Raw genomic sequence first — 12,305 nt, 5'->3', positions numbered from 1 at the left:
GCTAAAAAGAAAGGGCAACCCAGGGTCGCCCTATCCGGTTTACTCCGGCTTATACAGCCGGACAATGCTTGAGAAATCCAGCTCACCGTTACCCTGCCCGGCATGCAGCTGGAACAGGTTGCGGGCCAGGGAGCCCATGGGGATGGAGGCCTGGTTGGCGACCGCGTTATCAAACGCCAGCCCCAGGTCCTTGGTCATCAGGTTCACCAGGAAACCGCCCTGGTAATCCCGGGATGCCGGCACCCCTTCCATTACCCCCGGCCACGGGTTGTACACGTTCAGGGCCCAGTTGCCGCCGGAGCTCTGCTTCATGATTTCCGACAGTACCGCAGGGTCCAGGCCGTTCTTCACACCCAGCGCCAGGGCTTCACTGGTGCCCGCCATCAGGATGGCCAGCATCATGTTGTTGCAGATTTTGGCGACCTGGCCCGCACCGTGTGGGCCAGCGTGGAAGATGTTCTTGCCCATGGCTTCCAGAACCGGCCGTGCCTTGTTGTAGGTGGCCACTTCGCCACCGCAAATGAAGGTCAACGTACCGGCCTTCGCGCCACCCACGCCGCCGGATACCGGCGCGTCGATAAAGGCCAGGTCTTTTGCCGCTGCGGCTTCTGCCACCGCCCGGGAGGTTTCCGGGGCAATGGTGGAGGAGTCAATCACCAGGGTACCTGCCGGCAGGGCTGCCAGCAGGCCGTCTTCGCCCAGGTACACCGCTTCCACATGCTTGCCCGCCGGCAGCATGGTGATCACGCATTCGGCGCCCTGGGTTGCAGCTTTCGCTGAATCCGCAGTGCTCGCCCCTTCGGCCACCAACGCTTCAACCGCCGGTTTGGACAGGTCGAAAACCGTGACCTCATGCCCCGCCTTCAGCAGGTTGGAGGCCATGGGCCCGCCCATGTTGCCCAGACCAATAAAGGTTACCTTCGCCATCTTGCTTCTCCTTGTTTTTGTAGCAGTGCGCCGGGATTTATCAGTGCCCGGGCGCCTGGCTGAAAAATTCTTCAATCCACTCATTGTCCAGTTCCGCCAGCGACGCATAACGCCAGCGGGGCTGCATGTCTTTGTCGATCAGCAATGCCCGGATGCCTTCGGCAAACTCGCCCTTCTTCAGGCAGTTCACCGACATCACCAGCTCGTTATCCAGCACCTGTTTCAGGCTGTCGCGCTGGCTGCGCTGCAGATGTTTCCAGGTCAGGGCCAGCGAGGTGGGTGAGGCACTGGCCAATCCCTTCACAGCTTTGCCCAGCCAACCCTCTCGGCCGCCCAGGTCCTTAAGCTGCGCTACCACCTGCTCAAGGGAATCGCCATCGGTGGCCTGCTGGATATCATCAAAGTGATCGCGAACCGCAGACGCCGGCAGCGCCTCCCGGCTTTGCTGTTCGTACTGGCGCAGTACCGAGCTGACAACACTATGGGCGCTGGAACCCTGCCAGTTGGCGGAGGCCAGGGCATCAATCACCTGCCCTTTGAGTTCGTGGCTGACGAACCGGTCTGCCATGCCCACAAACAGCGCATCGGCTGCGTTCATGCGGCTGCCGGTCAGCCCCAGAAACATTCCGGTACGCCCGGGCATGCGGTTCAGGAACCAGCCGGCGCCGATATCCGGGTACAGGCCGATGCTCACTTCCGGCATGGCCAGTTTCGAGTGCTCGGTAACTACCCGGTGGGAAGCGCCCGCCATCAGGCCGATGCCGCCGCCCATCACAATACCGTTGCCCCAGCACACAACCGGTTTGGGGAAAGTATGGATCAGGTAGTCCAGCTCGTATTCTTCGGTGAAGAACCGTTCACCTTCGGCCAGCTTCCCGGGCTCGGTCATGCTGCGGTACAGGGACACGATATCGCCACCGGCGCAGAAGGCCTTGTCGCCCTCGGCTTCCAGCCAGACCGCACATACGCTGTCATCGTCGGCCCAGCGTTGCAGCTGCGGCTTGAGCAGGCGGATCATGTCCATAGACAGCGAATTCAGGTTGCGCGGGCTGTTCAGCCTGGCGACCGCAATCCGGCCACCGCCGTTTGTGGTCCACTCTTCAAATACCATCGGTTGATCGCTCATAGCAGCCCCGGGCTTATCGGTTTTTCCATTCCGGCTTGCGCTTCTCGAGGAACGCATTCACCCCTTCTTTCTGGTCTTCGGTGTGGAACAGCTCCACAAACAGCTCCCGCTCCATGCGCCAGCCATCGGTGTGGCTACGGCCATCACGGGCGCTCATCACCAGCTGCTTGCACCGGGCAATGGAAGACGGGCTCTGTTTGCAGGCGCCTTCGGCCAGTTTCAGGGCGGCTTCCAGGCCTTGACCGGACGGCACCACTTCTTCCACCAGGCCAATCTGCAGCGCCTTGCTGGCATCTACCCGCTCGCCGCACAGAATCATGCGCTTGGCCCAGCCCTCGCCCACCAGCCAGGGCAGGTTTTGCGTACCGCCGGCGCAGGGCAGCAGGCCAACACCGGCTTCTGGCAGCGCCATCTGAGCGTGCTCCTCGGCAATGCGGATATCGCAGGACAACGCACATTCCAGGCCACCGCCCATGGCGTAGCCGTTAATGGCGGCAATCGACACACCCCGGAAGGCGGTCAGAGCGGCAAAGGCCTGGCCGAACTTCTGGGCCATCTCGTTGGCGCGGGCACGGTCGCCGTCGGCAAAGGTTTTCAGGTCCGCCCCGGCAGAGAAGAATTTCTCACCCTGGCCGGTGACCACCAGCGCGAAGATGTTGCGGTCGGCGTTGAGGTCTTCAATGGTGGCTTCCAGAGCCGCCAGGGAGTCTGCCGTCCAGGTGTTGGCCGGCGGGTTGGCGATGGTCAGGATCGCAATGTGATCGCGCTTTTCCAGTTGAATCAGTTCGCTCATGGTAAATTCCTTTGGTTGTTCCGGTTCTGATGATCGGGGCCGGTTACTGGATGGCTTCGGCAACGCCGTCTTCCAGCATGCGGCGGGCAATAATCAGGCGCATGATTTCGTTGGTGCCTTCGAGAATCTGGTGTACCCGAAGGTCCCGCACATAGCGCTCCAGCGGGTATTCCCGAATGTAGCCGTAGCCGCCGTGCAGCTGCAGGGCCTCGTTAGCCACGTCAAAACAGGCATCGGTGGCGAAGCGCTTGGCCATGGCGCAATGCAAGGTGGCTTCCGGGTCGCCGGCATCTAGCTTGAAGGCACCCAGGCGCACCATTTGCCGGGCCGCCACCAGGTTGGTGGCCATATCCGCCAGCTTGAATTGAAGCGCCTGGAAGGCTGCCAGTGGCTTGCCGAACTGCTGGCGCTCGTGCAGGTAATTGCGCGCCCGCAGCAGCGCCGCCTGGGCGCCGCCCAGCGAACAGGTAGCAATGTTCAGGCGGCCGCCGTCCAGGCCCTTCATGGCAATGGCGAAGCCGTCGCCTTCATTACCAATTCGGTTACTGGCCGGAATACGCACGTCTTCCAGGGTGACCAGCCGCGTGGGCTGGCTGTGCCAACCCATCTTTTCCTCGTTCTTGCCGTAGGAAACACCCTCGGCATTGGCGGGGATCACAAAGGTGGAAATCCCCTTGGCGCCACTGTCGGCATCACCGGTACGGGCCATCAACACAAGAACATCGGTGGCGCCGGCGCCTGAGATAAACATCTTGCTGCCGTTGATCACATGGCTGTCTCCATCCCGAACCGCCCTGGTACGCAGGCTGGCGGCATCGGAGCCGGCCCCGGGTTCGGTCAGGCAGTAGGAGGCCAGCCATTCACCGCTGGCCAGCCTGGGCACAAACTCCTGCTTCAGGTCGTCCGAGGCAAAGCTGGCTACCATCCAGGTGGCCATGTTGTGAATCGTGATAAAGGCCGCCGTGGACGGGCAGGCCATGGCCAGCTCTTCCACGATCACCGAGGTGTCCATGCGGGACAAGCCCATGCCGCCCAGGGCTTCCGGGGTATAAATCCCCATAAAGCCCATCTCGCCGGCTTCTTTCATCACCTCCACCGGGAAGGTGTGGTCTACATCCCACTGGCCGGCATAGGGTGCCATGGCTTTCTCGGCAAAGGCCCGGGCCGCATCCCGGAACGCCAGCTGGTCTTCGGTCAGGTTGAAATCCATCGTTCAGCTCCCTGCTCGGCGTTACCGGAGTTGGATGGAGAAGTTGGCTTCGGTAGACGTCGCTTCACTGTTAAACCAGCGGGACGTGACGGTCTTGGTTTCGGTGTAGAAACGCACTGCCTGCTTGCCGTAAGCGTGCTGGTCGCCGTAGAAAGAACCTTTCCAGCCAGTGAAAGAGAAGAACGGCAGGGGCACCGGGATGGGAATATTCACACCCACCTGGCCGACTTCGATTTCGTGCTGGAAGCGGCGGGCAGCACCACCGTGGTTAGTGAAGATAGACGTGCCGTTGCCATAAGGACTGTTGTTGATCAGCTCGATGGCTTCGCCAAGGTCGTTCGCGTTCATGCAGGTGAGCACCGGGCCGAAGATTTCTTCTTTATAGATGTCCATTTCCGGCGTGACTTCGCTGAACAGGGTGGGCCCTACCCAGTTACCGTCCGGCAGGCCATCCACTGTGCAGCCGCGACCATCCAGCATCAGCTTCGCACCCTGGGCTTCGCCGGTGGCGATCAGGGCTTCAACCCGCTCCTTGGCCCTCGGGCTAATCACCGGGCCATAGCTGGCACCGGAGTCGTTCCAGGCACCCGGGCGTACCTTCGCCATGGCTTCCTTGAGTTCCGGAATCCACTCTTGCGCCGCTCCGACAAACACCGCCACGGAGATAGCCATGCAACGCTGGCCGGCGGCACCCACAGAGGCACCCACCAGGGCATTGATCACCTGCTGCTTGTCGGCATCCGGCATGATGACCATGTGGTTCTTGGCGCCGGCAAAGCTCTGCACGCGCTTCATGTTACGGGTGCCGGTTTCGTAGATGTAGCGGCCGACCGGTACTGAACCGACAAAGGAAATTGCCTTGATGGCGGGATCGTTCAGCAGGGTGTCCACCTGCTCCTTGGCACCGTGTACTACCTGCAGAACGCCCTTGGGCGCACCGGCTTCTTCGAACAGTTCTGCCAGGCGCATCGGGGTCAGCGGGTCCTGCTCGGACGGTTTCAGTACAAAGGTGTTACCGCAGGCGATGGCCATGGGGAACATCCACAGGGGAATCATGGCCGGGAAGTTGAACGGGGTAATACCGGCGCAAACGCCCAACGGCTGGATCCACGAGTGGGTATCCACTTCCCGCGCGACGTTTTCAACGGTCTCGCCCATCATCATGGACGCCACGTTGGCGGCATGCTCTACCACTTCGATACCGCGCCAGACATCGCCCTTGGCGTCGTCAAAGGTTTTACCGGTTTCCTGGGACAGGATTTCGGCAATCTCGTCGTGGTGTTCTTTCAGCAGTGCCTGGTAACGCAGCATGACCCGGGCACGCTCGGATACCGGGGTTTCTTTCCAGCTTTTGAACACTTCGCCGGCGTTGTCGATGGCCTTGCGCATTTCGTCCGCCGTGGCGCAGGGCACCTGGGCGATGACTTCGTTAGTGGCCGGGTTGGTCACGTCGATCCAGTTCTGGGTCTGGCTCTGAACAAATTCACCAGCAATAAACTGAGGTACTTTTTTCATGAGGATGGTCCCTGTTTGTTGTTGTCCGGGAGTGCCGTGGCCCGCTGAATAACGCAACGGACCTGGCGATGATTTTCCAAAAGACTAGCACGCCCCTTGCCGCCTGATGATTGACTAAGTTTCGCCCATGATGGATTATTTTTCGATGACCAGTCATCAAAGCAACAAGCCCTCCGCGCAAACCTCCCAGTGGCCTGTTCCTGCGGACAGCGTTCGCTATGTGGTTCCGGAGCCCATCGTCCGCCAACTGGCGCACCACCCACTAACCCGGGAGCTGTACCCGCTGGCCTTCGGCCATTACCGGCGGGCGGCGGGCCATCACATGCACCGGGAACACCATCGTGACAATCTTTTGATCTATTGCACCGATGGCAAAGCCTTTCTGAACGTTGCAGGCGAGCCCTACACCGTGACCGCCGGCGACCTGTTGCTGCTGCCCGCCGGCGCCAGCCACCGCTACACGGCAGACCCGGACAATCCATGGACCATTCACTGGGTGCACTACACCGGCCCGCTGGCCGCAGAGTTTGGTGACTACATGGGATTTGATGACAACACCCGAGTGCTCCATCTGGGGCGCCAGCCCCGCCTGCTGGTAGACTTCAACGGCCTGCTGTCGGTACGCCAGACCGGCTTCCGCACCAAGGGGCTGATCCACGCCAGCAATCGCCTGCGACAGCTGCTGAGTGCCGTCCCCATGAACGTGGATGAAACCAGCCAGGCTCGGCAGGCCGAGCTGGACACCCTTCACAACTACATGCGTGAACACCTGGAAGAGCGACTGACCTTGCAGCAACTGGCCGAACTCAGCGGGCTGTCACCGGCCCATTTCGCCACCCGTTACCGGGAACAGACCGGCACCTCACCGATTCAGCATTTCCTGCACCTGAAGGTGGAGCGGGCCTGCGAACTGCTGGACACCACCAGCCACACCTTCGCTGACATCAGCCGGCAACTGGGTTACGACGATGCCTATTACTTCTCCCGGCTGTTCAAAAAGGTAATGGGCAAATCCCCCAGCGACTACCGGCACACCGCCAGGCACTGACCCATTGGCGCAGATAGCCTGGCTCCCTGGCCCGACTGCAATTGGCAAGGCGACAAAATTCCGGTATCACACAGGACTCACTTATTCATTCGGGAGGCGCAGATGCAGCCACTGGACATTCAGGTAGTTGACCAGGCCATCAGCTGGTGCGATGGCGGTCAGGATTTCTGGCTGTGTACGGTACTCAGTACCTTCGGCTCCTCTCCCCGGGCGCCGGGCTCCTGGCTGGTAGCACAGGCCAATGGCGACCATTGCGGCTCGTTGTCAGGCGGCTGTGTGGAAGAGGACTTTCTCGAACGCCTGCAGGAAGGCGAATTCCAGGGCCGCATCAACCGAATCCGCTACGGTGCCGCCGATGGCCTGGACAATCCCAGAGTCAGCCTGCCCTGCGGTGGCGTTCTGGATGTTCTGATTGAACACTGGCCCGCCTCAGCCAGTACCCGGGAGCACTTCCTGGCACTTCGGGCCGCCTTGAGCGGCCAGGGCCATGTGGTTCGAAAGGTTTGCCTTAAAACCGGCGAAGCCAGTGTCGAACCAGACCGGGAAACGGGCCAGAAAGTGATGGAAGACGAAGCAACCGCCACCCTGAAACTGCGGGTGGGGCCGGTATCCCGGTTGATCATTGCCGGCTTGTCGCCGGTGGCCACCGCCTGCGCCAGCTTTGCCCACAGCCTGGGTTTCGAAGTGATCGTGTGCGACCCGCGCCAGGAAGAAGCCTGCAACTTCAACATACCCGGCGTTACCCTGCACCAGGAGCTGCCCTCTGTGTGGATCGCCCGCGAAGGCTGCCACGGAGCAACCGCGGTAGTTGCCCTCACCCACGACCCGAAGATTGACGACACCGCCCTGATGGAAGCGGTGAAAACCGACGCTTTCTACATCGGCGTGATGGGTTCTTTGCGCACCTCGGAAAAACGCCGGGAGCGTTTACTGCGCATTGGCGGGCTGAACGAGCAGCAGGTTGAGCAAATCCGCATGCCCATCGGCCTGAATATCGGCAGCAAGACGCCGGCGGAGATTGCCCTGTCTGTGATGGCGGATATTGTTCGGGTACGCCAGGGCATTGCGAAGGATAATCTCTGATATTTTTCAGTATGTCCTAATCTATCCCAAACAAATCTCCGTACAACCGATTACCCTGCCCAACTTATACCCGGGCGGGGGCCAATCAACTGTATGGAGAGAACCATGAAGAAGCACAACAAAACCCGCTCCCTGTTCACCGCAGCCCTGCTGGCCGGCAGCCTGAGTGCCGGAACCGCCCTGGCTGACCACCACGGCAACAACAAAGTGGGCGTATGGGGCGACGACCAGTCTGTGTCTGAAGGCACGGTAACCGCCAAGAAAGTCATGACAGAAAAGAACGGCTGGCTGGTAGTGCACCGCACCGATGAAGCCATGAAACCGGGCCCGGTGGTGGGCTATGCGCCCCTGAAGAAAGGTAAGAACATGGACGTAGCCGCCATTCTGACCGAAGAAGTGGCCGCCGGTGACATGCTGATGCTGATGATTCACAGCGAAGACGGCGGCATGAAAACCGGTGTATTCGAATACACCCTAGGCGCCAAGGAAGACGGCCCCATCCGGATGGATGGCAAGCTGGTGATGGCGACGATTACGGCGCAATAAGCTGCCAGGAAACGCCAGTCGCGTTTGCAGGAACCTATCAGAAAATCCCCCGGCAGATTGAACTACCGGGGGATTTTTTCTTTACCGGATGATAGCTCTCATCACGGAGTCGCTGGCCTGGCCAGCCTGATCACCTCTCGCGCGGGATCCTGTCGAATCTCCTCCTCCGTGTAGGGGAATCGAATCCATTCTTTGTTGGAATAGGCTTCCGTCATATCGCGATAGTATGGCGAGGCAGGGTCGGTAGATTGGGAGTAGGTCACGAAACCTTCGGCAACGGGATTGCCGTCGTCGTCCCAGGTTACGGTCTGGATGTAGCTGTTTCCGAACAGAACCGGATAACCGCCATTGTCTGCCAACCCGCTTCCGCCGGTCGAGGCGATGGTGAAGGCCCCCTCGAAACTCTCGCCGCCAAATACCGGAATCCGGCTGTCTCCGTGAACACCCGAATATTGGATATCCTCAAGTTTTGCGTCGAAGGCTACACCGGCATCCTGTATTGCCTGAACTGCCGACACAAAAGCCTGAATCACCAAGGGATCCAAGGGGTTAAACATTCGCGGCGTATTAACAGGATCTGTCGAGACAAAGGGAACCAACCACTTAACCGGCGAATCCACTGGCAAGGGATTAATTCGACTCCAGAACTCGCGCCAGATATGACCACCACGGGAATCCAGATTGTAGGTTCCATCCCACGCCGCTAGCGCGGTGCAGGCCTCACCTTGCCCTGACTGGGTTAGCCCATTCAACACATCGGTTAAAGGATTGCAGTAGGCATCTAACACCGCATTCCTGGCCAGACGCTCGGACATCACCTGGCTGCCCAGAACAGTCTCCTGAAGGTTGCCCATATCAAAACCCAGTTCCCCGGGTTTACCGTCCGAGCCATCGAGCCGCTCTTCCACCTGGGTGATACACAACCGGGTACGCAGCGTGCGGGCGGTCCCTTCATCACCGATAATGCTGGCAAAGCCGGTCAGCGGCTGTTCCGGGTTGGTCAGCCAGTAGCTGTCGTTACAGTTATGAACCCAGTCACTTCGCGTCAGACTTGGCAAGTTGCCCCGCCCGAACACCCCCTCCGCCGGCGCGTCTTCGTCTGAACCCCAGGCACATGCAGCCCGGCTGCCATCCAGAATCGGCAGGCCAGGCATCACCTGGCCAAGAACAGGAGACAAGGCCGTAGCACAGCTGGTTGCCAGTTCATCAGTAACATGCGGAACAACTGTCAGATCACCGTAGTAAGCTGCTTTACCCGGGCCAGTCGCGATGGTATTCACCCATGGCGTGCCCAGCACACTGCCGTGCAACTCAACGAATTCGTCGAAGCTCGAGGCCTGGTTCCAACGGAAAAACTGGTTCAGCATGCGGTCGTTTTCGGCATTGGCATCCCTGAGGGTGTACGCCTTTAACGGCGACCAGGAGAGTATCGGGATTCCGGATACCTCGTACTCCAGCATCGGCCCATAATGGGAATGGTAAAGCGTCCGAACCTCCTCAGTCACAGATCCGTCCGGGTTCAGCGCTTCCACCACAATTTCTTGAGAGGTCATGTCTATCCACTCCCCCTCATACCAGTATTGGGTCGGGTCAGTGGGGTTCAACGACAACTCGTAAAACGAGAACCGGTAGGCTGTGGAGACTGTGTGGCTCCAGGCAAAGTGTTCGTTAAAGCCAATCAGGACCGCCGGCAATCCATAGAGTGCCGCCCCCATGATCTCGGCTCTATCCCCTACTTTCAGGTGCGCAAGATAAAGCCGCTCGGTCTTCTCCCAGGGAAAATGCGGGTTGCCGAACAGCAGGGATTGTCCATCCCGGGTGGCCTCTTCGGAAAGCGCATACATGTTGCTGCCGATATTGAGTTCCCGAGAGAGCGGGAACGGCAACGCACCATCCAGTGACTCCAACATATCGCCCAGAATATCCGGGTCTGGCGCCGCAGCATCCACGGACCCCAGTGCAGGAGGCTGCGCGGTGGCTATACCTTCCACAAAGACCGAAGAACTGGCTAACACGGCCAGCCGGAAATAGCGGCGGAACATGTCGTCCTCAGTGAGTGGCAATAGCCAGTCGCTGTTTCTGCACGCAAGGTGACGACCGGAATGATCGCCCGTGCGGATTTCCTCCAGATACTGATTGTAACCGTCCACATAGCCTTTCGTGGCGGCAATGACTTCCGGGTCACTGTTACTTTTGAAGGCTTCAATAGCCTCGTCAGTGATAACCGACCGCCAGAAGAAGTCGGCATCCACGTTACTTGCTTCAGCATCATTAGATGGAATGGAATATCGACCCTCGCCACCCAGGTAGCGGGCCCGCAGCCCCCGGACCGTCAGGGTGTCTTCAGCAAGCAGGCAAAGATTGTCTTCTGCCTGAACATAGCCGTAGCCATACCCCATACCAGCAAAGTCCGGCGCTTCGATATGGGGTATACCAAAAGATGTCCTGGTAATCGTTACTCCCGCAGGGCGTTCAAGCCTGGGAGCCTCGGTATCAGGCTCTGCCCGGCTCTCTTGTGCAGAGTTACCACCGCCCGAACTCAGGCAGCCCGTTGTCGAGGCCACCAGCACAGCCAGCAGCATGGCGCGCTTTGTTGTCATCATGTTGGTTGCTCCATTGTGCTTGGTTCTTTTTATAGTGACCGGCCTGTCGGCCAGTTTTTATACACCAAGACAATTTATCGCATAATACAAAACATACCAACTATTATGACCGGTACAGTGGCTCATCGTTGGAGCTACATCCCTACCAAATCATGGCAATCCGCATAGAATCGCCCTGGCGGTTTTCCCTGCGCAAATCATGTACGCACAACCCCCGATCCCGCCAGTGAAATTTATGTAGCGCCTACCCTCACATCGTGTTAAAAATCGCTCGGATCCCACCAGAACCGCGTGCGTCCTGCACGCTTTGTATCCATCCCTTTTAAGTGAGGGACACCATCCAATGTTGAAGTTGTGTAAGCCACAGGCGCTTGCCGCCGCTGTTGCTATGTCTCTGGGTGCCTCTTCGGTTTTTGCAGCCGAGGAAGTGCGTGTCTACAACTGGTCTGACTACATCGCCGAGGACACCCTGGCGAAGTTCACCGAAGAAACCGGCATCAAGGTTGTCTACGACGTGTACGACAGCAACGAGGTGCTGGAAGCTGCCCTGTTGTCTGGCCGTTCCGGTTATGACCTGGTGGTGCCTTCCAACCACTACGTGGCCAAGCAAATTTCTGCCAAGGCTTTCGTGGCGCTGGATCACAGCAAGCTGCCGAACATGGCCAACCTGAACCCGGATCTGATGGACGATCTGGAAAAGGTTGACCCGGGCAGCCAGTTCTCCCTGCCGTACCTGTGGGGCACCAACGGCTATGGCTACAACGAAGGCCGCATTCAGGAGATTCTGGGTGACACCGCACCGACCGACTCCTGGGCCCTGGTGTTTGACCCGGAAGTGACCGGCAAGCTGGCCGCCGGCGGCTGTGGCATTGCCATGCTGGATTCCGGCGAAGAGATGGTTCGGGCCGCCATGGCCTACATTGGCCTGGACCCGAACAGCAACAACGCCGACGACATCAAGAAAGGCGGTGAAGTGATCAAGGCGGTGCGCCCGAACATCACCTACTTCCATTCATCCCGTTACATTAGCGACCTGGCAAACGGTGACCTGTGCGTGGCCGCCGGCTATTCCGGTGACATCCTGCAGGCCGCTGCCCGTGCGGAAGAAGCCGAGAACGGCAACGTGATTCGCTACACCATCCCCAAAGAAGGCGCGGTGTTGTGGTTTGACATGATGACCATTCCGGCCGGAGCGCCGAACGTGGAAAATGCCCACAAGCTGATGAATTTCCTGATGCGCCCGGAGATCATCGCCGATGTGACCAACTACGTGTGGTACGCCAACCCGAACAAACCGGCCAACGAGTTTGTGGACCCGGAAATCCTCAATGACACCAGCATCTACCCCACCGATGAGGTGATGAAGAAGCTGTACATCATGGAAGGTCGGCCTCAGGACGCGCAGCGCCTGATGACCCGCACCTGGACCAGCGTGAAATCCGGTCGCTGACGGT

General features: G+C 59.3%; 10 protein-coding genes. 4 read left to right on the top strand and 6 right to left on the bottom strand.

The window, feature by feature from the left end; translation table 11 throughout:
* Positions 1-39: 39 nt before the first annotated feature.
* Genes mmsB through AQ621_RS08065 form a run of 5 tightly spaced genes read right to left on the bottom strand, consistent with a single transcriptional unit; the run spans position 40 to position 5,571 of the window.
* Positions 40-927 (bottom strand): 3-hydroxyisobutyrate dehydrogenase, encoded by an 888-nt coding sequence (gene mmsB, locus AQ621_RS08085; RefSeq protein ID WP_058341044.1) that lies wholly within the window; start codon positions 925-927, stop codon positions 40-42.
* Between the two features lie 40 nt (positions 928-967).
* Complete coding sequence (locus AQ621_RS08080) at positions 968-2,053, bottom strand: enoyl-CoA hydratase/isomerase family protein (protein ID WP_058341043.1); 1,086 nt, start codon at positions 2,051-2,053, stop codon at positions 968-970.
* A gap of 13 nt (positions 2,054-2,066) precedes the next feature.
* Positions 2,067-2,846, bottom strand: coding sequence for an enoyl-CoA hydratase (locus AQ621_RS08075; RefSeq protein WP_058341042.1), 780 nt, complete (start codon positions 2,844-2,846; stop codon positions 2,067-2,069).
* A 43-nt stretch (positions 2,847-2,889) separates the two neighbouring features.
* Positions 2,890-4,056, bottom strand: a complete 1,167-nt coding sequence (locus AQ621_RS08070; protein ID WP_058341041.1) for an acyl-CoA dehydrogenase family protein — start codon at positions 4,054-4,056, stop codon at positions 2,890-2,892.
* A 21-nt stretch (positions 4,057-4,077) separates the two neighbouring features.
* A complete protein-coding gene (locus AQ621_RS08065) occupies positions 4,078-5,571 on the bottom strand; it encodes a CoA-acylating methylmalonate-semialdehyde dehydrogenase (RefSeq protein ID WP_058341040.1) in 1,494 nt (497 codons plus the stop codon).
* Between the two features lie 127 nt (positions 5,572-5,698).
* Between AQ621_RS08065 and AQ621_RS08060 the strand changes: the two genes are divergently transcribed.
* The 3 genes from AQ621_RS08060 (at position 5,699) to AQ621_RS08050 (ending at position 8,248) form a co-directional block, all read left to right on the top strand.
* Entirely contained in the window at positions 5,699-6,619 is a 921-nt protein-coding gene (locus AQ621_RS08060; protein ID WP_082640951.1) for an AraC family transcriptional regulator, read from the top strand.
* A 102-nt stretch (positions 6,620-6,721) separates the two neighbouring features.
* Entirely contained in the window at positions 6,722-7,702 is a 981-nt protein-coding gene (locus AQ621_RS08055; RefSeq protein ID WP_058341038.1) for an XdhC family protein, read from the top strand.
* 105 nt (positions 7,703-7,807) lie between these two features.
* Positions 7,808-8,248 carry a DUF7282 domain-containing protein gene (locus AQ621_RS08050; protein ID WP_058341037.1) on the top strand — a complete coding sequence of 147 codons (441 nt, stop codon included), beginning with the start codon at positions 7,808-7,810 and terminating at the stop codon, positions 8,246-8,248.
* Between the two features lie 101 nt (positions 8,249-8,349).
* Here AQ621_RS08050 and AQ621_RS08045 read toward each other — a convergent pair whose 3' ends face one another.
* The gene (locus AQ621_RS08045) at positions 8,350-10,851 is read right to left on the bottom strand and encodes a penicillin acylase family protein (protein ID WP_082640950.1); all 2,502 of its coding nucleotides are present in this window, start codon (positions 10,849-10,851) and stop codon (positions 8,350-8,352) included.
* A 343-nt stretch (positions 10,852-11,194) separates the two neighbouring features.
* Between AQ621_RS08045 and AQ621_RS08040 the strand changes: the two genes are divergently transcribed.
* Positions 11,195-12,301: a polyamine ABC transporter substrate-binding protein gene (locus tag AQ621_RS08040; protein ID WP_058341035.1), complete on the top strand. Its 1,107-nt coding sequence runs from the start codon at positions 11,195-11,197 to the stop codon at positions 12,299-12,301.
* Positions 12,302-12,305 lie beyond the last annotated feature (4 nt).

The sequence above is a fragment of the Marinobacter sp. P4B1 genome (assembly GCF_001447135.1).
GTDB classification, from domain to species: Bacteria; Pseudomonadota; Gammaproteobacteria; order Pseudomonadales; family Oleiphilaceae; genus Marinobacter; species Marinobacter vinifirmus.
Note: the sequence above shows the minus strand (reverse complement) of the source record. Positions and strands in the feature narration are given on the sequence as shown.

Bases quoted from the DNA above. Each gene is read 5' to 3' on its own strand.
- mmsB (WP_058341044.1), bottom strand. From the start codon at position 927: ATGGCGAAGGTAACCTTTATTGGTCTGGGCAACATGGGCGGGCCCATG.
- AQ621_RS08080 (WP_058341043.1), bottom strand. From the start codon at position 2,053: ATGAGCGATCAACCGATGGTATTTGAAGAGTGGACCACAAACGGCGGT.
- AQ621_RS08075 (WP_058341042.1), bottom strand. From the start codon at position 2,846: ATGAGCGAACTGATTCAACTGGAAAAGCGCGATCACATTGCGATCCTG.
- AQ621_RS08070 (WP_058341041.1), bottom strand. From the start codon at position 4,056: ATGGATTTCAACCTGACCGAAGACCAGCTGGCGTTCCGGGATGCGGCC.
- AQ621_RS08065 (WP_058341040.1), bottom strand. From the start codon at position 5,571: ATGAAAAAAGTACCTCAGTTTATTGCTGGTGAATTTGTTCAGAGCCAG.
- AQ621_RS08060 (WP_082640951.1), top strand. From the start codon at position 5,699: ATGATGGATTATTTTTCGATGACCAGTCATCAAAGCAACAAGCCCTCC.
- AQ621_RS08055 (WP_058341038.1), top strand. From the start codon at position 6,722: ATGCAGCCACTGGACATTCAGGTAGTTGACCAGGCCATCAGCTGGTGC.
- AQ621_RS08050 (WP_058341037.1), top strand. From the start codon at position 7,808: ATGAAGAAGCACAACAAAACCCGCTCCCTGTTCACCGCAGCCCTGCTG.
- AQ621_RS08045 (WP_082640950.1), bottom strand. From the start codon at position 10,851: ATGATGACAACAAAGCGCGCCATGCTGCTGGCTGTGCTGGTGGCCTCG.
- AQ621_RS08040 (WP_058341035.1), top strand. From the start codon at position 11,195: ATGTTGAAGTTGTGTAAGCCACAGGCGCTTGCCGCCGCTGTTGCTATG.